The sequence below is a fragment of the Chlorobaculum sp. 24CR genome (genome assembly GCF_004118635.1).
Taxonomy (GTDB): Bacteria; Bacteroidota; Chlorobiia; order Chlorobiales; family Chlorobiaceae; genus Chlorobaculum.
The window spans coordinates 12,451-30,947 of the sequence record NZ_SDGU01000023.1 but is presented as its reverse complement, the minus strand read 5'-3'; the positions used below and the strand labels follow the sequence as shown (position 1 = coordinate 30,947).

Below are 18,497 nucleotides of genomic sequence, written 5' to 3'. Positions count from 1 at the left end.
TTCATTATCCACTACCAATTAATCCAGATACTCTACGTATTTCTCGAAATCTTCCTTTTTCGGAAGCACGATTGCGCCCGAGGTGCAGATGGGCACGCAGCGGTCGCAGAGGACGAGGCAATTCATGGGGTGGGCGACGATGAGTTTCGGGCGATGAATGCCAGTCGGGTCGGGTTCGCCAAGCTCGAAGACGCCGGGTTTGCAGAGCACCTTGCAGTCGCCGCAGCCGTTGCAAAGCTCCGGCTTGATGATCGGGTACCACGGAATCTCTTCGCGCGGCGCGAGCAGGCGCTTTTTGCGCTTTGCCGATGCCTTGCTGGCTGCCGGTGATTTTCCGGCAAGCGTCGCGTCCACCGCTTTTTTCCATGACTCGTCCGGATCGACGCACGACTCTTCGCTCTTGCTCATTGAACGCGATTTGAGCGCGCGCCGCAGATTGCGGACGGGCACCAAGCCACAACCATCGCACGAGGGCTTTTCACATCGTCCGAAAAAACAGTCGAGAATCAACATAAAGCATTCATTTTCAAGCAGTTCATCACGGTAATACGGCCCTGACCGACGCCACGAAGGTTTCGATGGCCTTGTCGATTCCGGCAGGCTCCTTGCCGCCTGCGGTCGCCAGTTCAGGCTTTCCGCCACCACCGCCTTGAACGCAGGCCGCCGCCTCTTTGACCAACTTGCCCGCGTTGAGCTTCAGCGATTTGACCGCTTCGTCCGAAGCGAAGGCGACCAGCGACACCTTGCCGTCGGCCACGCTGCACAGCAGCCCCACCGCGCAGGGCGCCTTCTCGCGCAGCGCCACAGCCGCTTGGCGCAGCTCGTCCGGGCCGACGCCGTCGAGCCACTCGGTCATGACGCGGCATCCGGCAATCTCCTCGCCTCCGACGAGCGAGGCCGACAGGCGGTCGAGCAATCCGGCGAGGCGGCTCTCCTGAAGCTGCTTGTCGAGTGACTTTTTTTCTTCGAGCAGTTCACGGATTTTTGGTTCGGCTTTTTCGTCCGCCTTGAGCTTCAAAAGCTGTTTGATCTCCTGAAGGTTCCGGTACTCCTGCCAGAGCAGCGCTTCGGCGGCCTCGCCGGTGACGGCTTCGATGCGGCGGATACCGGCGGCGACCGACGATTCGCTGACGACTTTGACCATGCCGATCTGGCCGATGTTGCCCACGTGGGTGCCGCCGCACAGCTCGATGGAGATGCCCGGCACATCGACCACGCGGACGCGGTCGGCGTATTTGTCGCCAAAGAAGGCCAGAGCGCCGAGCGAAAGCGCCTCTTCGTAGGGCACGTCGGCGTGTTTGGTGACGCCCGCCGCCTTGCGAATCTCTGCGTTGACCTCGTGCTCGACCTGTTCGAGTTCGTCGGCGCTGACCTTTGAGAAGTGGCTGAAGTCGAAGCGCAGCCGCTCCGGCGTCACCAGCGAGCCCTTCTGCTGCACGTGCTCGCCGAGCACCTTGCGCAAGGCGGCGTGCAAGAGGTGCGTCGCCGTGTGGTTGCGCTCGGTGGCGACTCTGCGGTCGCGGTCAACGGCGGCCTCCACGGTGACGGCTTCCTCGAAGTTGAGGTCGGCTGGCGTGACGGCGCAGTCGCGCACCTTGTCGCGAGCCGAGGTGACGACGTGGACGATCTGCTCGCCATCCTTGCGCGTATCGGTGACGTCGAGCCGGTATCCGGCGGTTTCGAGCGTGCCGTGGTCGCCCACCTGGCCGCCGCTTTCGGCGTAGAAGGGCGTGCGGTCGAGCACGACCAGAAGCTTGTCGCCATTCGTCCTGACGGCGGAGAGTGTCGCACCGGTTTCGAGCGTGTCGTAGCCGACGAACGTGGTCGGCGTTTCCGGCGCGAACCACTGCCACTCGCCGCCGTCATCCTGCACCTGCATCTTGCCTTTGCGGTCCATGCGGGCGCGGGTTTTCTGTTCGGTCATGCAGTGCTCGAAACCCTCCTCGTCGATGCCGAGGCCGACTTCGGCGGCCATAAGTCGGGTCAGGTCGAGCGGGAAGCCGAAGGTGTCGTACAGCTTGAAAGCGTCCTCGCCGGAGATGGTCGTACTGCCGGAGATTTTCATTCCGGCAACCACCTCGTTGAAGATTTCGGTGCCGCGACCGAGCGTGACCAGGAAGCTCTCCTCTTCGGCGCAGATGATCTTCTCGACCGTCGCCCGCTGCTTGTCCAGCTCCGGGAAGACCTCGCCCATCGCGCTCGCCAGTACCTCGACCATTTTATACATGATCGGTTCGTGGCAGCCGAGCGTGCCTGCGTAGCGCACTGCGCGGCGCAGGATGCGTCGCAGCACGTAGCCGCGCCCCTCGTTGCCCGGCATCGCGCCGTCGGAGAGCGCGAAGGTGAGCGTGCGGCAGTGGTCGGCGATCACGCGCATGGCGATGTCGGTCGCGCTGTCGAGCGAGGCGGTGTAGCTGACGCCGGTCAGCTCGGTGATCTTCTCGAAGAGCGGGGTGAACACGTCGCTGTCGTAGTTTGAGGCCTTGCCCTGCAACACCGCCGCCACGCGCTCGAAGCCCATGCCGGTATCGACATGCTTCTGCGGCAGCGGCTGGAGGGTGCCGTCGGCCTGGCGGTCATACTGGATGAAGACGAGGTTCCACAACTCGATCACCCGGTGGTCGCCGACGTTGACGAGCGGGCCGCCTGAGCCGTCGGGGGTCAGATCGATGTGAATTTCGGAGCAGGGGCCGCACGGGCCGGTTTCGCCCATCTCCCAGAAGTTGTCCTTGTTGCCGAACTTCAGGATGTGCGACGGATCGATGTCGGTCTCTGTTTTCCAGAGTTCCAGGCTCTCGTCGTCGTCCTGATAGACCGTCGCGTAGAGGCGCTCTTTCGGCAGCTTCCAGACACCGGTCATCAGCTCCCACGCCCAGCCAATCGCCTCCTTTTTATAATAATCGCCGAACGACCAGTTGCCGAGCATCTCGAAAAAGGTGTGGTGGTAGGTGTCGCGCCCCACATCTTCGAGGTCGTTGTGCTTGCCGGAGGCGCGGATGCACTTCTGGGTGTCGGCGGCGCGGTTGTACTCGCGCTTGCCCTTGCCGAGAAACACGTCCTTGAACTGGTTCATACCCGCGTTGGTGAACAACAGGGTGGGGTCTTCGGCCGGAATGACCGGCGCGGAACGCACGATCCGGTGCTCCTTGCCCTCAAAAAAATCGAGGAACGACTGCCGTATCTCTCGTGAATTCATTGGTATCTGTAGCTTGCGGGCGTCGGGAAAGCACATGAATGGCAATCCGGCGACACCCCTTGTGGGTTGAGCTGCGATGCGCGGCAAACAGAGCCAGCCGCAGCGGTTTTCGGCCCGAAATTTAAGGTTTTTCAGCCCCGATGCCAACGGATTTTGTGAAGCGCAATTTTCGCCGGAAACGTCCGCATTCAGGGTGCAAACAGTGGTGTTAACAAAAAAGACACTATATTAATCGTTTTAATCAAAGGCGAATAGAACGGTGCATTTCATCGTAAGTCTTACCCTATAAGACTTATAAGTCCCATAAGACCTATAAGTCTTATATTCTTCAACCCTAAAGCGCAAGAGGCATCATGAGCTGGGGAATCGAACATTCGAAAAAGAGGAAAGACATCCTCGACCTGATGGATATTGGCGTCAGGAAAACCATGGCCAATCCGAATTACGTCAATGAGGTGAAAAAAAGCACGAATGGTTGCTGGATGGATCAGATTTACGGCCTGATGCGCTGCGACATCTGCGATTTGAGCAACCAGTGCCCGGTCAGGGAGGAGGAGGAGTGGCAGGCCTGGCTGAAAGAAAACAATATGATGGTCGAGAAGAAAAAAACGGAATAACCCTCAGTTACTCTTGCATCGACAGCCGTAATGCCGTATATTTTTTAGATCGGCAAAAATTTGCCTCGGGTCAAGTATTGTCTGCCCGAACCCGCCGTTGAGAGAATTTCTCCATACAACCACGACATCAGCTCTTGCAATGACCAGGTCATTTGCGGGGGTTTTTTTGTCGCCCAGAACTTTTTTCTGAAAAAAGGAAGAGGGAATACCCATGAGTGACACCGCAATCCTAAATAAAAATGACATGGTAATTTCTAAAACCAGCGTGTCAGTGCTTTTTGCCGGCGACTCCGGTGACGGCATGCAGCTTACCGGCACACAGTTCGCCAACACGGTGGCCGTTTACGGCTCGGACCTGAACACTTTTCCGAACTTTCCTTCGGAAATCAGACCTCCTGCAGGTACTGTGGCGGGCGTATCGGGCTTTCAGTTGCAGTTCGGAACGACCGGCGTCTATACTCCGGGCGCGAAGTTCGATGTCATGATCGCCATGAACGCCGCCGCGCTGAAGGCGAACCTGAACAATCTGCACCACGGCGGCATCATCATCGCCGACAGCGAAGGGTTCGATGCCAAGAACCTGAATCTTTCCGGTTACGGCGAAGCGAACAATCCGCTTGAGGACGGCACACTGAATGACTATACTGTATTCAAGATTCCGGTGATCAGCCTTACCCGCAAGGCTCTTGCTGATACTGGCCTGAGCATCAAGATCATCGACCGTTGCAAAAACATGTTTGTGCTCGGCGTGCTCTACTGGCTCTACAGCCTGCCGCTCGAAACCACGATCGAAACCCTGCAATCGAAGTTCAAGAACAAGCAGGATATTGCCGACGCCAATATCAAAGCCGTCAAGGCTGGCTACAACTTCGGCGATGAAACCGAGATGTTCTCGCAGCATGGTCGCTTCTGCGTCGCTCCGGCACAGAAAAAAGGGGGCGTTTATCGCCGCGTTACCGGCAACGAAGCCTCGGCTATCGGCCTGGCGGCTGCCGCCAAAAAGGCTGGACTGAAGCTCTTCCTCGGCTCCTATCCGATCACCCCGGCCTCAGAAATTCTCCAGACCCTGGCCGGGCTGAAGAAGTGGGGCGTCAAGACCTTCCAGGCCGAAGACGAAATTGCCGGCGTACTGACCAGCATCGGCGCGGCTTATGGCGGCGCGCTTGCGGCCACCAACACCTCCGGCCCCGGCCTGGCGCTCAAAACCGAAGGGATGGGCCTGGCGGTTATCCTCGAAATTCCTCTCGTGATCATCAACGTGATGCGCGGCGGCCCGTCAACCGGTCTGCCGACCAAGCCGGAGCAGTCCGATCTGCTCATGGCCATGTACGGACGCCACGGCGAAGCGCCGATGCCGGTCATCGCGGCCATGTCGCCGGTTGACTGCTTCTATGCCGCCTACGAAGCGGCGAAGATCGCCGTCGAGTACATGACTCCGGTGCTTTGCCTCACCGACGGCTACCTCGCCCTCAGCTCCGAGCCCATGCTGGTGCCGTCGCCCGACGAGCTGGCCTCGATCACTCCCGTCTTCTCGCCGGAGCGCAAAGCCGACGATCCGCCGTATCTGCCGTACAAGCGCGACGAACGCTGCGTCAGACCGTGGGGTATTCCCGGCACTCCCGGTCTCGAACACCGCATCGGCGGTCTCGAAAAGCAGCATGAGACCGGCAATGTCTCCCACGATCCGGAAAACCATGCGCTCATGACCCGGTTGCGCGCCGAAAAGGTCGCCAATGTTGCTGATATCATTCCTGATCTCACTCTCGACAACGGCCCGGAAAAAGGCGATCTGCTCGTTCTCGGCTGGGGTTCGACCTATGGCGCCATCAAGAAAGCCGTCGAGCAGGCTCGCGAAGGCGGTCTGGACGTCGCCCACGCGCATCTCCGCTATATCAACCCGTTCCCGAAAAATCTCGGCGCGATGCTCGGCAACTACAAAAAAGTGCTGATTCCCGAAAACAACTGCGGGCAACTGCTCAGCATGATCCGGGACAAGTTCCTCATCGAACCGGTCGGCTTCAGCAAGGTTCAGGGCCTGCCGTTCAACGAGATGGAAATCGAAGCAAAAATCACCGATATCTTAAAGGAGCTCTGAATCATGACCGATACACATACCTGTCTGACCGCCAAGGATTTTACCTCGAACCAGGAGCCGAAATGGTGTCCCGGTTGCGGTGACTTCAGCGTTCTGCAACAGCTCAAGGCCGCGATGGCCGACCTGTGCCTGAAAACCGAAGAGGTGGTCGTGGTTTCGGGCATCGGCTGCTCGTCGAGGCTGCCGTACTACATCAACACCTACGGCGTGCACGGTATCCATGGCCGCGCCATGGCGATGGCCTCCGGCCTGAAGGCGGCCCGCCCCGACCTCAGCGTCTGGGTCGGCACCGGCGACGGCGACGCCCTCTCCATCGGTGGCAACCACTACATTCATACCGTTCGCCGCAATCTCGACCTGAACGTCGTACTGTTCAACAACGAGATTTACGGCCTGACCAAGGGGCAGTACTCGCCCACCTCGAAGGTCGGTCTGAGAACTGTCACCTCGCCGAGCGGCGTGGTCGATCACCCGATCAACACCATCGCCCTGACCCTCGGCGCTGGCGGCACCTTCGTGGCGCGCGTCATGGATCGCGACGGCAAGATGATGAAGGAGATTTTCAAGCGCGCCCACGCTCACAAAGGCACCTCGATCGTCGAAATTTACCAGAACTGCCCGATCTTTAACGACGGCGCTTTTGGCCCATTCACCGACAAGGAGCGGAAAGCGGACACGACCCTTTTCCTCGAACAGGGCCAGCCGCTGGTCTTTGGCGCGAACGGCTCGAAGGGCATCCGCCTCGACGGTTTCAAGCCGACGGTCATCGACCTCGAAAAATCGGGCGTTTCAAAAGAAGATCTCTGGATTCACGACGAAAACGATCTCATCAAGGCCAACATTCTCTCACGCTTCTTTGACGATCCCAACACCACCGAGGCTTTCCTCCCGAGGCCGTTCGGCATCTTCTATGTGGAAGATCGCTTCACCTACGAACAGGCGCTGGACGCCCAGATCGACAAGGCGCAGGAAAAAGGCGAAGGCACGCTCGAAGAGCTGCTCGCCGGTCCCAGCACCTGGACGATCAACTGATTCTCGCGAGATTCCAACAAAAAAACCGGCTTTTAGCCGGTTTTTTTGTTGGTGGGCAGTCGTCGGGCCAGCAGCGGACGACGACAAGCAATGGCATAAAAAAAGCAGTCCCGACCTGTTGGGACTGCTTTTTTTGCTTTCGTGGTGGAAAATTATCAACTCTCTTCCCACACTCCCATCGAGGAGAATTTCGCGATGCGCTCATCGACCAGGGTAGCTGAATCTTTTTGCAGCAAGCCCTGCAACTCTTCGACGAGAATCGACTTGAGGGTCGCGGCCATTGCTTCTGGCTTCTGGTGCGCGCCGCCGAGCGGTTCGGTCACGATGCGGTCGATGATGCCTTGGGCGAGCAGATCATCCGCCGTGAGCTTGAGCGCTTCGGCGGCCTGCTCCTTGAAGTTCCAGCTCCTCCAGAGAATCGAGGAGCAGCTTTCCGGCGAAATGACCGAGTACCAGGCGTTTTCGGCCATGAGAATGCGGTCGCCCACGCCGATGCCGATAGCGCCGCCGCTCGCCCCCTCGCCGATGACGACGCAGATGACCGGCACTTTCAGGCTGGCCATTTCATAGAGGTTCCTTGCGATGGCCTCGGCCTGTCCGCGCTCCTCGGCCTCGATGCCGGGAAATGCGCCCGGCGTATCGATCAGCGTGATGACCGGCTTGCGGAATTTTTCCGCGAGCTTCATGAGGCGAAGCGCCTTGCGGTAGCCCTCGGGCTGGGCCATGCCGAAGTTTCGGTAGAGATTCGACCGCGTGTCGCGCCCCTTCTGATGACCGATCACCATGACGCTTTGCGAAAATCCGGTGGCTTCATCCTCGAGCCGGGCAAAACCGCCGATGATCGCCTTGTCGTCGCCATAATTCCGGTCGCCCGACAGCTCGACGAAATCTTTCAGCATCATGTAGATGTAATCGAGCGTATAGGGACGCTCCGGATGCCGGGCCAGTTGTACCTTTTGCCAGCGCGTGAGGTTCTTGTAGATCGTTTTGCGAAGCGATTCGACCCTGGCTTCAAGCGCTTCAATCTCGCGTTTCAGACCCGCGCGGCCTTCCGACATGGAATCGACCTCGCCGCTTTTCAGGTAAACCCTCATTTCATTGAGCTTCTCTTCGAGCTCATAGAGGGGTTTTTCAAAATCGAGAACTACTTTGGCCGCCATAGTAATGCTTGCTCCTTAAAAAAAAGTCCATCACTGCGCATGCGAATGATGGACCTTGAAAAATCGTTCGATGGAATCGTAAGAACCGGTATCGGCTCAACCACCGACCTCGTCTTTGAGTGCTTTGCCCGGCTTGAACTTGACCACTTTTTTTGCAGAGATGGTGATGGTTTCGCCGGTCTGCGGGTTGCGGCCCTGACGCTCAGCCCGTTCGCCTGTGGTAAAAGTACCAAAACCCACCAGAGTTACATCATCGCCACTCTTCAGGGTCGAGGCCACTACATTGATAAATGCATTGACCGCTCTTTCAGAATCCGCCTTGGTCAAACCGGTCTGCTCTGCGATCTGTTCTACTAACTCGGCTTTCGACATAAGAAGTTTACCATTTACAGTTGGAGGAAAATCAGCTTGCTGGTTCCAATTACTACAATAATTCAATTTAAAGACTGACCAACAAACATCCAATTTGTTTTTATCCCTTGTGTGGGGCGGCTCTTGGCTGGTCATTGTTATTCAGTCCCGTCTGTGTTATATTATGTGTCTTTAACTTTTCAACTTCGATATTCAGGCTCAGCACTGTATCGCCTATCTGCAAGTCAACTCATGGTTTCTATCAGTAACGTCTCAAGGGGGGCCATCATCCGCTGGAAGGGTGAACCTCACAGCATGGAGAGCCTTGTGCATCGCACGCCCGGCAATCTTCGCGCTTTTTACCAGGCCAGCATGAAAAACCTCAAGACCGGCCGCAACGTCGAGTACCGCTTCAGCGCCTCCGAACAGGTCGATGTCATCGTCACCGAGCGCAAGAAATACCAGTACCTTTATCGCGACGGCGAGGACTATGTCATGATGGATACCGAGACCTTTGACCAGATCAACGTCTCTGAGGTGGCCATCGGCCCGGCCTCCCGCTTTCTCAAGGATTCGGTGATGGTCGATATCGTCTTTGCCGATGACGGATCGATTCTCGAAGTTGAATTGCCTACCTTTGTCGAACTCGAAGTCACCGAAACCAGCCCGGCAAGCAAGGATGACCGCGCCACCAGTGGCACCAAGCCCGCCATCGTCGAAACCGGCACCGAGGTGAACGTACCGATGTTCATCCAGACCGGCAGCGTCATTCGTATCGACACTCGCAGCGGCGAGTACATGGATAGAGTTAAGAAGTGATTATTTTGACTGTTATTACCGAATTGCGCGTAAAATCATAAGACCACAACCATGAACCTCAAGGAAATTCAGCAGCTTATCGAGATCGTCAACATTTCCTCTCTTGATGAGGTCATCATCAAGGATGGGCAATCCGAAATCACGCTGAGACGAAACAATTCGAAAGCATCAGCTGTTTTGCCGACCGCGCCTGTCATCGCGCAACAACCAGTTCAGGCTCCTCCGCCCGCAGTGCGTCAAGCCGTGCAGGAACCGCAGGCCCCGGCTGCCAGCGGCGACCTCATCGATATTTATTCACCGATCGTGGGTACCTTCTATCGCTCGCCCTCGCCGGACTCACTTGCGTTCGTCAAAGAGGGTGACAAGGTCAAACCCGGCGATGTGCTCTGCATCATCGAAGCCATGAAGCTGATGAACGAAATCGAGTCCGAGGTTTCAGGAACCGTTGTCGAGGTTCTCGTCGAAAACGGTCAGCCTGTCGAATACAATCAGGCTCTGTTCAGAGTCAAGCCATAACTTCAATCTTCACTGCACCTTGTTCAAAAAAATACTCATAGCCAACCGTGGGGAGATCGCCTTGCGGGTCATGCATACCTGCCGGGAGATGGGCATTTGCACGGTGGCCGTCTATTCGACCGCCGATGCCGATTCCCTTCACGTCAGGTATGCCGACGAAGCGGTCTGCATCGGTCCGCCGCTTTCGAGAGAAAGCTACCTGAATATTCCGCGCATTATCGCCGCCGCCGAGGTCACGAACGCCGACGCCATTCATCCCGGTTACGGCTTTCTGGCCGAAAACGCCGACTTCTCGCAAGTGTGCCACTCCTCGAATATCAAGTTCATCGGCCCATCGGCTGACATGATTAACCGGATGGGTGACAAGAACACTGCCAAGTCAACCATGATCGCGGCTGGCGTTCCGGTTGTGCCGGGCAGCGAAGGGCTGGTCGAAGATGTGGCCCACGCCATCGAAACCGCAAAAAAAATCGGCTATCCGGTCATCATCAAACCGACGGCTGGCGGCGGCGGAAAAGGGATGCGGGTGGTTCACGAAGAGAGCCAGCTCGAAAAAAATCTCAAAACCGCCCAAAGCGAGGCCGGCATGGCCTTCGGCAACAGCGGCGTCTATATCGAGAAGTTCCTCGAAAATCCGCGCCACATCGAAATCCAGATTCTGGCTGACCAGCACGGCAACGTGGTGCATCTCGGCGAGCGCGACTGCACGGTGCAGCGCCGCCACCAGAAGCTGATCGAGGAGACTCCGTCGCCGGTGGTCAGCGAAGAGCTTCGGGCGGAGATGGGCGCGGCGGCCGTCGCGGCGGCCCAAGCGATCAACTATGAAGGCGCCGGCACCATCGAGTTCCTGCTCGACAAGCACAAGAAGTTCTACTTCATGGAGATGAACACCCGCATCCAGGTGGAGCATCCGGTCACCGAGCAGCGTTACGACGTCGATCTCGTCAGGGAGCAGATTGGTATCGCTGATGGAGAAAGCCTTGCCGGAAGAACCTTTGAGCCGAGGGGCCACTCCATCGAATGCCGCATCAACGCCGAAGACCCCGAACACCTGTTCAGGCCTTCGCCTGGCGAAATCCAGGTCTTTCACACGCCTGGCGGACCGGGCGTCAGGATCGACTCGCACTGCTACGCCAGCTACGTCGTGCCGTCGAACTACGACTCCATGATCGGTAAGCTCATCGTCACAGCCCACACCAGGGACGAAGCAATCGCCCGCATGTCGAGGGCGCTCGACGAGTTCATCGTCGTGGGCATCAAAACCACCATTCCCTTCCACAAACAGGTGATGCACGACCCGGTGTTCCGGAGCGGCGAGTTCGACACCAGCTTCCTCGACAGCTTCAGGTTCGAGAAACCGCAGCCCTGAAGAGTTGGCATTCGCGCTCTCTGCATCACAGAACGACACCCGCTATTTTCACCTCCGGCAACCATAAAGTCTATGGTTGCCGGAGGTGTCTCTTTCCATTTTTTCTGCTGACATTGCCCGACTCGACTGCTCGTTTTGAGTCGAATTTTCTCCTGCCTTATTTTTTTATTGCTCCGGCTATCGTCTGAAAAAATCTTTTAATGTCATTATTTGTAATGAATTAACTCGATTTTTGCTCTTGACCACGCATAGAGAAATCCCCTATACTCAGGAGGTGTTTGCTTGTGTTATATCAGGATCGTGTATATATTATATGCTTGTTGCGAGATATATATAATATCGTACATGCGACTTAAAGGCGGCGCTTCCGCTTGGGAAAGCACAGTGTCTCTTTTTCTGCGCCGGTTTAACCTGAACACAACGGTAAAGGACGCCTGTCTTTTGCAGTGCAATAACGGGACAGAGTGATTGACTATCATTGCCATATTCTGCCAGGCCTTGATGACGGCCCATCGACACTCGATGAATCCATTCAGATGGCCAGGTTGCTTTCGGAGGCAGGGTTTACCTCGGTCTATTGTACTCCTCATCTGATCAGGAATTTGTATGACGCAAGCCGTGCCGACGTTCAGCGCTCCATAAAAACGCTTCAGGCGGCGCTTGACCGCAAAGGGATTGCGCTCAGACTTCTTGCAGGCAGAGAGTATTGCCTGGACAACCACTGCCATGAATACCTCAATGATCTCATGCCTTTGGAAGGAACCCGTTACCTGCTGATCGAGATTCCTTCCGGTTCGCACCAAAGCATGACTCTTGAGATCATCACCACCATTATGCGGAAAGGGTTCATTCCGATGATTGCGCACCCTGAACGCTGTCGGATTCTTGCCAACCATCAAAGCCACAAAATTCCGAAATCCTTGGGATTTTTCAGAAGAAACACCATCCGTGGCAGAATAGAGCAGGAGTATTCATATCAGCGCATCGATTTGCTCGACTGGCTGCTGGGTTGTGAATGCGGTTTTCAATGCAACGTTGGCAGCTTTGCCGGAATGTATGGTCGTTCGATCAGGGAGGGAGCGAAGCGCTTCTGGCAACAAAAGGTTTACACCCACTACGGAACCGACGCTCATTCGATGGAATTTCTTGTAAAGCTTACCAGCGAGATGCGCAAGACCAGATCCCTCACCTATTCATACCTGCACAGTCATCGCGCAGGCGGGGTACACGCAGCCTGCGCGATGACTGTGTAAGTGCCTTAAGATCAAAGCGTCTGAGATTCAGACGAGAAATGCCCCCCTGATCGTGCTTTTCATCAGAGGGGCATTTCCCGTTTACCTGTGAGCCGTCGCGCAAGAGGCTTTGATTTCAGAGGCCGGGGTACCTTATGATATACAGGAGACCGATAATAAGCGGCGTGGTAAATACGGCAACCAATATCGCATAGACTTTATGCGACAATCCCCGTAATGCCTTCAGACCGAAAATACGGCTCACGGCAACCCCCAGCAATACTCCCGAAACCACTCCGGCCAGTACCCCCAGGATCGGAAGGTATTGGGCAAGCAGGTATATTTCGAATGCCAAAACAGCAAGGATGAGCAATGCGATGGCTCCTATATAGAATTTCTCTATCCAGTACGCCTCATAATCCCATTCATAAGGGGTCTCCGCCTTATCCGAGACGCCGGAAGAGGGCCATAATCTGGGCAGCCACAAAGCCCCGCGCAGAATTCTCATCGAAGCCGTCAATACCAGCACCGCGAAGATACAAGAGACTGAAAGGACCGCGCCAAATCCGAAGCTTTTATAGGCCTTCCTGGCAGCTTTTTGCTTATCCGGCACAGGAAGGCCTGTTACTTTTCGTTCCTCTGCCGATGTTTTTGCATAGTCTCCGTAATAGGTGATTTTTGAGCTGTTAATCACATCCGACATGCTTTTGGCCAATAACGCATTCCTTTGCTGTGCATACACCATCGCCCTGGCCTGCTGGATTGCCTGGCTTCCCTGTAACGGGATGGGTAGAATTTCATGCACCGTCATAATCATTGAAAACTTGTCTTCGACGCGAGCGACGATCGGCCGGTTTGGTTTTATTTTGAGCAATACATCGAGAATGGCCGGCTGAATTTTATCGGACGTGACTGACTTCGTTGTTTTCCGGAATACCTTCTTTTTTGATTCCAACTCCTCGACAAGTTGCTCCTCGGTAGCGCCTTTGTCCGCTAATAAAATCAAAGAATCGAGAAACGGCACATCGACTCCCTTAATCAATATCTCGTCATAAACAAGCAGTTTGCGACCAGAAAAAATACGTGGGTTGTTCTCGACCAGAGCATTCGCTGCTTCAGGAGTTACAGGTTTTACACTTTTTGCAAGTCTCGATTCCGCCATGCCGGCAAGCACTTGACGCCGGGCCTCGTAAAGTGCCAGAGTAAAATCAGGATCCTTTTCAATTCCCATCTCTCGTGCTTTCTGCGCAAGCAATTCGTTTCTTACCAGATTGGCGAGTATAGCCTTTTTTTGCTCAATCGTTTTCGTCTCATTCGTTCCTGGGGCGATTGTTTTTTTCGCAAAGTACTCTATTTCGCTTTGGGTAATTTCGACCCCATTCACCACGGCAGCGACACTGCCCGATGACTCTTTTTCCGATTGGAATGAGCAACCACAAACCAATAAGAGTATAAAGCTTAAGAAAAAGGCGTTGTGTAGTTTCATAGTAATTAAACTATTTGTTTTCTATATGCAACAATTAAGATACACAAAGAAAATAAATCCACCAATAGTTCAGAATTGTGTTTTTGTGTATGGTTTTTGCTTAAGGAGTTTATGAAAAAAATGTAGGAGTGCGTTTTGAAAAAATAATGATGGTTTCTGCCATGGTCGAGGTTTCGTTGAAAAGGGAATTATTATGGTTTGAAAAACAAAAAAATATTATAATGTCAAATGATAATTGAAAAGATACCTGTACGTTAGTGTATGTTTTGATTTTGTTTAATATATGCAATTCGTATGGGTTGACGTGATGATTTATTTGTTTTTTCAAGGTTAATTATACATATCATTCACTATTAAATGTAATGACTCATGAAGCGCTCAAGATTGAAATGCCTATTGCTTACCTCGATGTTGGCGTTTACATTGCCACAAGAAGTGTTCGCTGAATCCAGTTTTCAGGGAGCATTGCCCAATATCCATGGTAAATCGCTCACCACGCCGGTTGGTTGGGGCGCCGCCTACGGGACGGTATTCGTTGGCGCTGGCGGGACTACCCCTGCGCCGTATAGCAATGAATCGGATGCCGCCATGGGGTTCGGGGTTGGTGTCGGCAATCCGAGAAAAAATCTTGGTCTGGAGGCAAGCATCGTATCGCTTGATCTGAGTGACTGGGGGCGCTATGCCCTCAACCTGAAACTCCACCGTTATCTGGGGCACGGAAATTCAATCGCTGTTGGCGTGGAGAACATTCTCATCAGTGATACAGCAAACAATCGCACCGATGCCGATGAAAGCTACTACATCGTCTATAGCCAGGGAGTTCAGGATCGGCATGTAATCCGCGATGATATGAACAGGACAAAGCTTCATTACAGCATTGGCATCGGTAACGGCAGATTCCGGGACAAGAGCCCCCTGGATGTCGATCATGGTAAAGGGAAGCATGGGACGGCTGTTTTCGGCAATGTTTCTTATGAGTTGTTCGATCAATTCAATGCCATTGCAGAATGGAATGGCGTTAACCTCAATGCGGGAGTCTCGAAAACCTTCATGATAGGCAAACAGAGCGCAATTGTGGCCAGCATGGGCGCGGCGGACCTGACGGGTTACTCTGGCGATGGCGTTCGTTTTATCTGGGGCCTTGGCGCTGGCGTCATGTTCTGAACATAGCTTGATACAACCATAATCACAATCGTTATGAAACGCTCAATAGTTTATGCGGGTCTGTTTTCTGTCATGGTTAGCGTACCGGCAATGACCACCCAGGCGCTTGCAGATCCAGCGGGTAATACATCGGATGCTATCACCGGCAGCGTCATTCCGACGCCCAACTGGGTTGAGATGCCGGACATATCCGAGGCCGCTTCTGCGGCATCGGCTCTTCCTCCTGTTGAGCCGTCGCCGGCTCCAGCGCCAACGCCTCCTTCCGGCGGCGATCAAGGCCAGCCGGCTGTCGGGGATCAAAATCCGCCTTCCGGTGGCGATCAAGACCAGCAATCCGGCGGAGACCAGGGTCAGCAACCTGGCTCCGATCAAAACAACAAGAAATTAAAACCGTAACAAGCGAGAACAGCTTGATTTCTGATTTTAGTACTGTATCGTGACTACCTCATACCGGAACAATGATTGTACTCTGTTCCGGTATGAGGTTTTTTTATTGTGGATTGAAGCCGAAGAGCTTTTCCAGGCTTTCGGGAGTATGGGCGTCAGTGCCAGCGTGAGTGTAAATCCCCAGGCTTTCAAGATAGTTCGCGGTTGACTGCGCCTGTTCTCCATAGCTCCCCTTGAAGCTTGGCAGATTGCTCTGAAAGGCGCACCGGTTCTCAATGAGCCAGTTAAGCAGTTTGTTGTCATTGCTTTCCTGGGTGATTGCCGGTTGGTGCAAGGCAGTAGAGCGGTGCAGCAGGTTTTTCAATCTCGATACTTTTCTGGGTTGGTCGGTGATCTGCCGCTCGCGGAACAGCTCGCACCGCTCGGGATGCGCTATCAACGGGATCAGGTTGTGCCGGATGATTGCGGTGAGCGTATCCTGAACCATGCCGGTATAGGTGTGTGGCGGAATTTCGATAAGTAGATATGGCGTACCTTCAAGAGGCATGAGGTCATTCATAAAGTCAATGAAGTTGTTGTCAAGAAAGTACTCCCTTCCACAAAGCAATTTCAGGCCAATTCCTTCACGATTCAACGCTTCCTGAAGATCAGCGACGCCCTTTTTTACTGTATTGTTGTCTGCTTCATACAGCCCCTTGATAAGGTGCGGTGTACAGTAAATCGTGTGATACCCGGCTCGACTGAGCAAGCGAGCCATCTCGATGGATTCGGCTAAAGATGATGGGCCATCGTCTATGCACGGAAGCAGGTGGCAATGATAATCGGTCATGGCTGTTATCAAAGATGATTTGCTGAATAATTTTGTCAATGAGTACAAAGCTGTTAACTCAATATAACTATGTGCCAATGAGATGTCTCGCCCGGTAAGTGCGGCGACAATGGGTTTGTTTTGTTGGCTGAGGGGATGCTGTGGAGCTCTGTTTTTTTTCTGCTCTGTTCTCTTTCAAACCTCCAGCGCGTCCCGGTCGCGGAATCCCATCAGATAGAGAATCGCGTCGAGGCCTAACGTAGAGATCGCCTGCCGGGCGGTTTCGCGCACGATCGGCTTGGCGCGGAAGGCGATGCCAAGTCCGGCTTTGCCGAGCATCGGCAGATCGTTGGCGCCGTCGCCGACTGCGACGGTCTGTTCGAGGCGGATGTTCTCCGTAGCCGCGATCTGTTCGAGCAGTTCGGCTTTGCGTTTGCCATCGACGACCTGACCGATGACGTTGCCGGTCATTTTGCCATCAACAATCTCCAGCTCGTTGGCGAAGACGTAGTCGATGTTCAGCTTTTTCTGCAAATAGCGCCCGAAGTAGCTGAAGCCGCCGGAGAGAATGGCGGTTTTGAAGCCGAGGCGGTGCAGGTTGTGGAAGAGATGCTCGGCCCCCTCGGTCAGTTGCAGCCGTTCGGCCACCGTTTGCAGCGTCGATTCCTCCAGCCCCACGAGCGTCGCGACCCGCTTTTTCAGGCTTTCGGTGAAGTCGATCTCGCCGCGCATCGCCAGTTCGGTGACCGCCGCCACAAGCTCGCCCGATCCCGCTTCTTTGGCCAGTTCGTCGATCACCTCCGAAGTGATGAGCGTCGAGTCCATGTCGAACACCACGAGCCGCCGCGTCCGCCGGAAGATGTTGTCCTCCTGAAAAGCGATGTCGATGCCGAGGCTGTCGGTGATTTCGAGCATTTCAGCCCGGAACTGCTCTTCGTTTGCGGGCGCGCCCCTCAGCGAAAACTCGATGCAGGCCTTCGTGTTGCCCGAATCCTCTTCATCCTTGAGCGGTCGCCGTCCGGAAAGGCGGCTGATGGCGTCGATGTTGAAGCCGTGGCTGGCGACCAGCGTGGTGACCCGTTCGAGATGTTCCGATGAAATCTTCCGCCCGAGCAGCGAGAGCAAGTAGCGCGGCTTGCCCTGCTCGCCGACCCACTTGTGGTAGTCGCGCGTGGTGATGGGCGTAAAATCGATTTCGAGCTTGAGCGTGTGCGCCGTGAAGAGCAGGTCTTTCAGAATCGGCGCGGAGACGGACTCCTTCGGCACCTCGATGAGCATTCCGAGCGAGAGGTGGTTGTGGATGACCGACTGGCCGATGTCGAGCACCGGCACGTCGTATCGCGCAAGCACTTCGGTGATTTTGGAGGTCAGGCCCGGCTTGTCCGGCCCGGAAATGTTGATGAGCAGCAGTTCGCGCATGTTGCTGAAGGTGTCGGTTAACCCCTCGTCAAGCGGAGGGAGAGCGGCAAGGTGTTGTTTCGTAATGGCTTATGTCTTCGCCCGGTTTGCGGACGAAGCACGGGGAAAGATAGCGTTGTTTTGGGAAGGTTCAAAAAGAGGGGGAGGCGGGTTGATGGGAAGAAAAACGGGATGATTAAAACCGAGGCGGACAGGAAACCTGATAGCGAGAACTCTTGTTGTTATGTGTAGTTTGCGCTACATTGTAGCTACAAAAAGGAGCAAAAGTATGTTGGAAAATTCTGTTGTGCGCGCCAGGATCGATGCCGACACCAAGGCAGAGGCGTCGGCTGTGCTGGCAAGTATAGGACTTACGGTGTCCGATGCAGTAAGGTTGATGCTGAAAAGGGTAGTGGCAGAAAAGGCGCTTCCTTTTGAGCCGCTCGTTCCGAATGCCGAGACGATTGAGGCAATCAAAGCTGCGCGGCGTGGTGAGCTGAAAACGGCCAGCTCCGTGAAAAATCTGTTCAAGGAATTGAATGCGGACGATCAAGTTCACCAGCCGCTTTAAGCGGGACTATCGAAGAGAGAAATCAGGCAAGCACGGCAAAAAGCTGGATGCGCTCCTTGAGGGCATTATCGGTTTGCTGGCAGAGGACAAACCTTTACCGCCTAACGCGGTCGATCATTCATTAATTGGAACGTTAAACGATTGTCGGGATTGCCACGTCAAGCCTGATCTTATTCTGATCTATCGCAAAACTGACGACAACGCACTTGAACTTGTGCGCCTTGGGTCTCATAGTGAGCTGGGGCTATAAATTGAACCATCCATAAAAAAAAACAGTGCTTTAAGTGCTGCCATTC

General features: G+C 54.7%; 18 protein-coding genes. 11 read left to right on the top strand and 7 right to left on the bottom strand.

Annotated elements, in window-relative coordinates; translation table 11 throughout:
- Nucleotides 1–18: 18 nt before the first annotated feature.
- Both EST62_RS13425 and alaS read right to left on the bottom strand, forming a co-directional pair.
- The gene (locus EST62_RS13425) at nucleotides 19–513 is read right to left on the bottom strand and encodes a ferredoxin family protein (protein WP_167599187.1); all 495 of its coding nucleotides are present in this window, start codon (nucleotides 511–513) and stop codon (nucleotides 19–21) included.
- A gap of 25 nt (nucleotides 514–538) precedes the next feature.
- Nucleotides 539–3,196: an alanine--tRNA ligase gene (gene alaS, locus EST62_RS04880; RefSeq protein ID WP_129050984.1), complete on the bottom strand. Its 2,658-nt coding sequence runs from the start codon at nucleotides 3,194–3,196 to the stop codon at nucleotides 539–541.
- Between the two features lie 353 nt (nucleotides 3,197–3,549).
- Here alaS and EST62_RS04875 point away from each other — a divergent pair, with 353 nt between their 5' ends.
- From EST62_RS04875 to EST62_RS04865, 3 genes are all read left to right on the top strand, one after another.
- Entirely contained in the window at nucleotides 3,550–3,813 is a 264-nt protein-coding gene (locus tag EST62_RS04875; protein ID WP_129050983.1) for a hypothetical protein, read from the top strand.
- 211 nt (nucleotides 3,814–4,024) lie between these two features.
- Nucleotides 4,025–5,908 (top strand): 2-oxoacid:acceptor oxidoreductase subunit alpha, encoded by a 1,884-nt coding sequence (locus EST62_RS04870; RefSeq protein ID WP_129050982.1) that lies wholly within the window; start codon nucleotides 4,025–4,027, stop codon nucleotides 5,906–5,908.
- Nucleotides 5,909–5,911: 3 nt separating this feature from the next.
- Complete coding sequence (locus EST62_RS04865; protein ID WP_129050981.1) at nucleotides 5,912–6,940, top strand: 2-oxoacid:ferredoxin oxidoreductase subunit beta; 1,029 nt, start codon at nucleotides 5,912–5,914, stop codon at nucleotides 6,938–6,940.
- 155 nt (nucleotides 6,941–7,095) lie between these two features.
- Here the strand turns inward: EST62_RS04865 and EST62_RS04860 are convergent, their stop codons facing one another.
- On the bottom strand, nucleotides 7,096–8,100 hold the full coding sequence (locus tag EST62_RS04860; RefSeq protein WP_129050980.1) for an acetyl-CoA carboxylase carboxyltransferase subunit alpha: 1,005 nt from the start codon (nucleotides 8,098–8,100) through the stop codon (nucleotides 7,096–7,098).
- 96 nt (nucleotides 8,101–8,196) lie between these two features.
- Entirely contained in the window at nucleotides 8,197–8,607 is a 411-nt protein-coding gene (locus EST62_RS04855) for an HU family DNA-binding protein (protein ID WP_256372358.1), read from the bottom strand.
- A gap of 96 nt (nucleotides 8,608–8,703) precedes the next feature.
- Between EST62_RS04855 and efp the strand changes: the two genes are divergently transcribed.
- The 4 genes from efp to EST62_RS04835 all read left to right on the top strand — a co-directional run bounded on the left by efp (nucleotide 8,704) and on the right by EST62_RS04835 (nucleotide 12,408).
- On the top strand, nucleotides 8,704–9,270 hold the full coding sequence (efp, locus tag EST62_RS04850) for an elongation factor P (protein ID WP_129050979.1): 567 nt from the start codon (nucleotides 8,704–8,706) through the stop codon (nucleotides 9,268–9,270).
- 51 nt (nucleotides 9,271–9,321) lie between these two features.
- Nucleotides 9,322–9,786 carry an acetyl-CoA carboxylase biotin carboxyl carrier protein gene (gene accB, locus EST62_RS04845; protein WP_129050978.1) on the top strand — a complete coding sequence of 155 codons (465 nt, stop codon included), beginning with the start codon at nucleotides 9,322–9,324 and terminating at the stop codon, nucleotides 9,784–9,786.
- 19 nt (nucleotides 9,787–9,805) lie between these two features.
- On the top strand, nucleotides 9,806–11,155 hold the full coding sequence (gene accC / locus EST62_RS04840) for an acetyl-CoA carboxylase biotin carboxylase subunit (protein ID WP_129050977.1): 1,350 nt from the start codon (nucleotides 9,806–9,808) through the stop codon (nucleotides 11,153–11,155).
- A gap of 464 nt (nucleotides 11,156–11,619) precedes the next feature.
- The gene (locus tag EST62_RS04835) at nucleotides 11,620–12,408 is read left to right on the top strand and encodes a tyrosine-protein phosphatase (protein ID WP_129050976.1); all 789 of its coding nucleotides are present in this window, start codon (nucleotides 11,620–11,622) and stop codon (nucleotides 12,406–12,408) included.
- Nucleotides 12,409–12,523: 115 nt separating this feature from the next.
- On the opposite strand, the gene EST62_RS04830 is transcribed toward EST62_RS04835, so the two are convergent.
- The gene (locus EST62_RS04830) at nucleotides 12,524–13,873 is read right to left on the bottom strand and encodes an EpsD family peptidyl-prolyl cis-trans isomerase (RefSeq protein ID WP_129050975.1); all 1,350 of its coding nucleotides are present in this window, start codon (nucleotides 13,871–13,873) and stop codon (nucleotides 12,524–12,526) included.
- 369 nt (nucleotides 13,874–14,242) lie between these two features.
- Between EST62_RS04830 and EST62_RS04825 the strand changes: the two genes are divergently transcribed.
- Entirely contained in the window at nucleotides 14,243–15,037 is a 795-nt protein-coding gene (locus tag EST62_RS04825; protein WP_245153466.1) for a hypothetical protein, read from the top strand.
- Between the two features lie 33 nt (nucleotides 15,038–15,070).
- A complete protein-coding gene (locus tag EST62_RS04820; protein WP_129050974.1) occupies nucleotides 15,071–15,433 on the top strand; it encodes a hypothetical protein in 363 nt (120 codons plus the stop codon).
- A gap of 94 nt (nucleotides 15,434–15,527) precedes the next feature.
- On the opposite strand, the gene EST62_RS04815 is transcribed toward EST62_RS04820, so the two are convergent.
- Entirely contained in the window at nucleotides 15,528–16,253 is a 726-nt protein-coding gene (locus tag EST62_RS04815; protein ID WP_129050973.1) for a tyrosine-protein phosphatase, read from the bottom strand.
- 174 nt (nucleotides 16,254–16,427) lie between these two features.
- Complete coding sequence (serB, locus tag EST62_RS04810) at nucleotides 16,428–17,651, bottom strand: phosphoserine phosphatase SerB (RefSeq protein WP_129050972.1); 1,224 nt, start codon at nucleotides 17,649–17,651, stop codon at nucleotides 16,428–16,430.
- A gap of 268 nt (nucleotides 17,652–17,919) precedes the next feature.
- Here serB and EST62_RS04805 point away from each other — a divergent pair, with 268 nt between their 5' ends.
- Nucleotides 17,920–18,201, top strand: coding sequence for a type II toxin-antitoxin system RelB/DinJ family antitoxin (locus EST62_RS04805; protein WP_129050971.1), 282 nt, complete (start codon nucleotides 17,920–17,922; stop codon nucleotides 18,199–18,201).
- The gene (locus EST62_RS04800; protein ID WP_129050970.1) at nucleotides 18,170–18,451 is read left to right on the top strand and encodes a type II toxin-antitoxin system YafQ family toxin; all 282 of its coding nucleotides are present in this window, start codon (nucleotides 18,170–18,172) and stop codon (nucleotides 18,449–18,451) included. Before EST62_RS04805 ends, EST62_RS04800 begins: the two co-directional genes overlap by 32 nt.
- Nucleotides 18,452–18,497: the final 46 nt, after the last annotated feature.

Bases quoted from the DNA above. Each gene is read 5' to 3' on its own strand.
- EST62_RS13425 (WP_167599187.1), bottom strand. From the start codon at position 513: ATGTTGATTCTCGACTGTTTTTTCGGACGATGTGAAAAGCCCTCGTGC.
- alaS (WP_129050984.1), bottom strand. From the start codon at position 3,196: ATGAATTCACGAGAGATACGGCAGTCGTTCCTCGATTTTTTTGAGGGC.
- EST62_RS04875 (WP_129050983.1), top strand. From the start codon at position 3,550: ATGAGCTGGGGAATCGAACATTCGAAAAAGAGGAAAGACATCCTCGAC.
- EST62_RS04870 (WP_129050982.1), top strand. From the start codon at position 4,025: ATGAGTGACACCGCAATCCTAAATAAAAATGACATGGTAATTTCTAAA.
- EST62_RS04865 (WP_129050981.1), top strand. From the start codon at position 5,912: ATGACCGATACACATACCTGTCTGACCGCCAAGGATTTTACCTCGAAC.
- EST62_RS04860 (WP_129050980.1), bottom strand. From the start codon at position 8,100: ATGGCGGCCAAAGTAGTTCTCGATTTTGAAAAACCCCTCTATGAGCTC.
- EST62_RS04855 (WP_256372358.1), bottom strand. From the start codon at position 8,607: ATGACCAGCCAAGAGCCGCCCCACACAAGGGATAAAAACAAATTGGAT.
- efp (WP_129050979.1), top strand. From the start codon at position 8,704: ATGGTTTCTATCAGTAACGTCTCAAGGGGGGCCATCATCCGCTGGAAG.
- accB (WP_129050978.1), top strand. From the start codon at position 9,322: ATGAACCTCAAGGAAATTCAGCAGCTTATCGAGATCGTCAACATTTCC.
- EST62_RS04830 (WP_129050975.1), bottom strand. From the start codon at position 13,873: ATGAAACTACACAACGCCTTTTTCTTAAGCTTTATACTCTTATTGGTT.
- EST62_RS04825 (WP_245153466.1), top strand. From the start codon at position 14,243: ATGAAGCGCTCAAGATTGAAATGCCTATTGCTTACCTCGATGTTGGCG.
- EST62_RS04820 (WP_129050974.1), top strand. From the start codon at position 15,071: ATGAAACGCTCAATAGTTTATGCGGGTCTGTTTTCTGTCATGGTTAGC.
- EST62_RS04815 (WP_129050973.1), bottom strand. From the start codon at position 16,253: ATGACCGATTATCATTGCCACCTGCTTCCGTGCATAGACGATGGCCCA.
- serB (WP_129050972.1), bottom strand. From the start codon at position 17,651: ATGCGCGAACTGCTGCTCATCAACATTTCCGGGCCGGACAAGCCGGGC.
- EST62_RS04805 (WP_129050971.1), top strand. From the start codon at position 17,920: ATGTTGGAAAATTCTGTTGTGCGCGCCAGGATCGATGCCGACACCAAG.
- EST62_RS04800 (WP_129050970.1), top strand. From the start codon at position 18,170: ATGCGGACGATCAAGTTCACCAGCCGCTTTAAGCGGGACTATCGAAGA.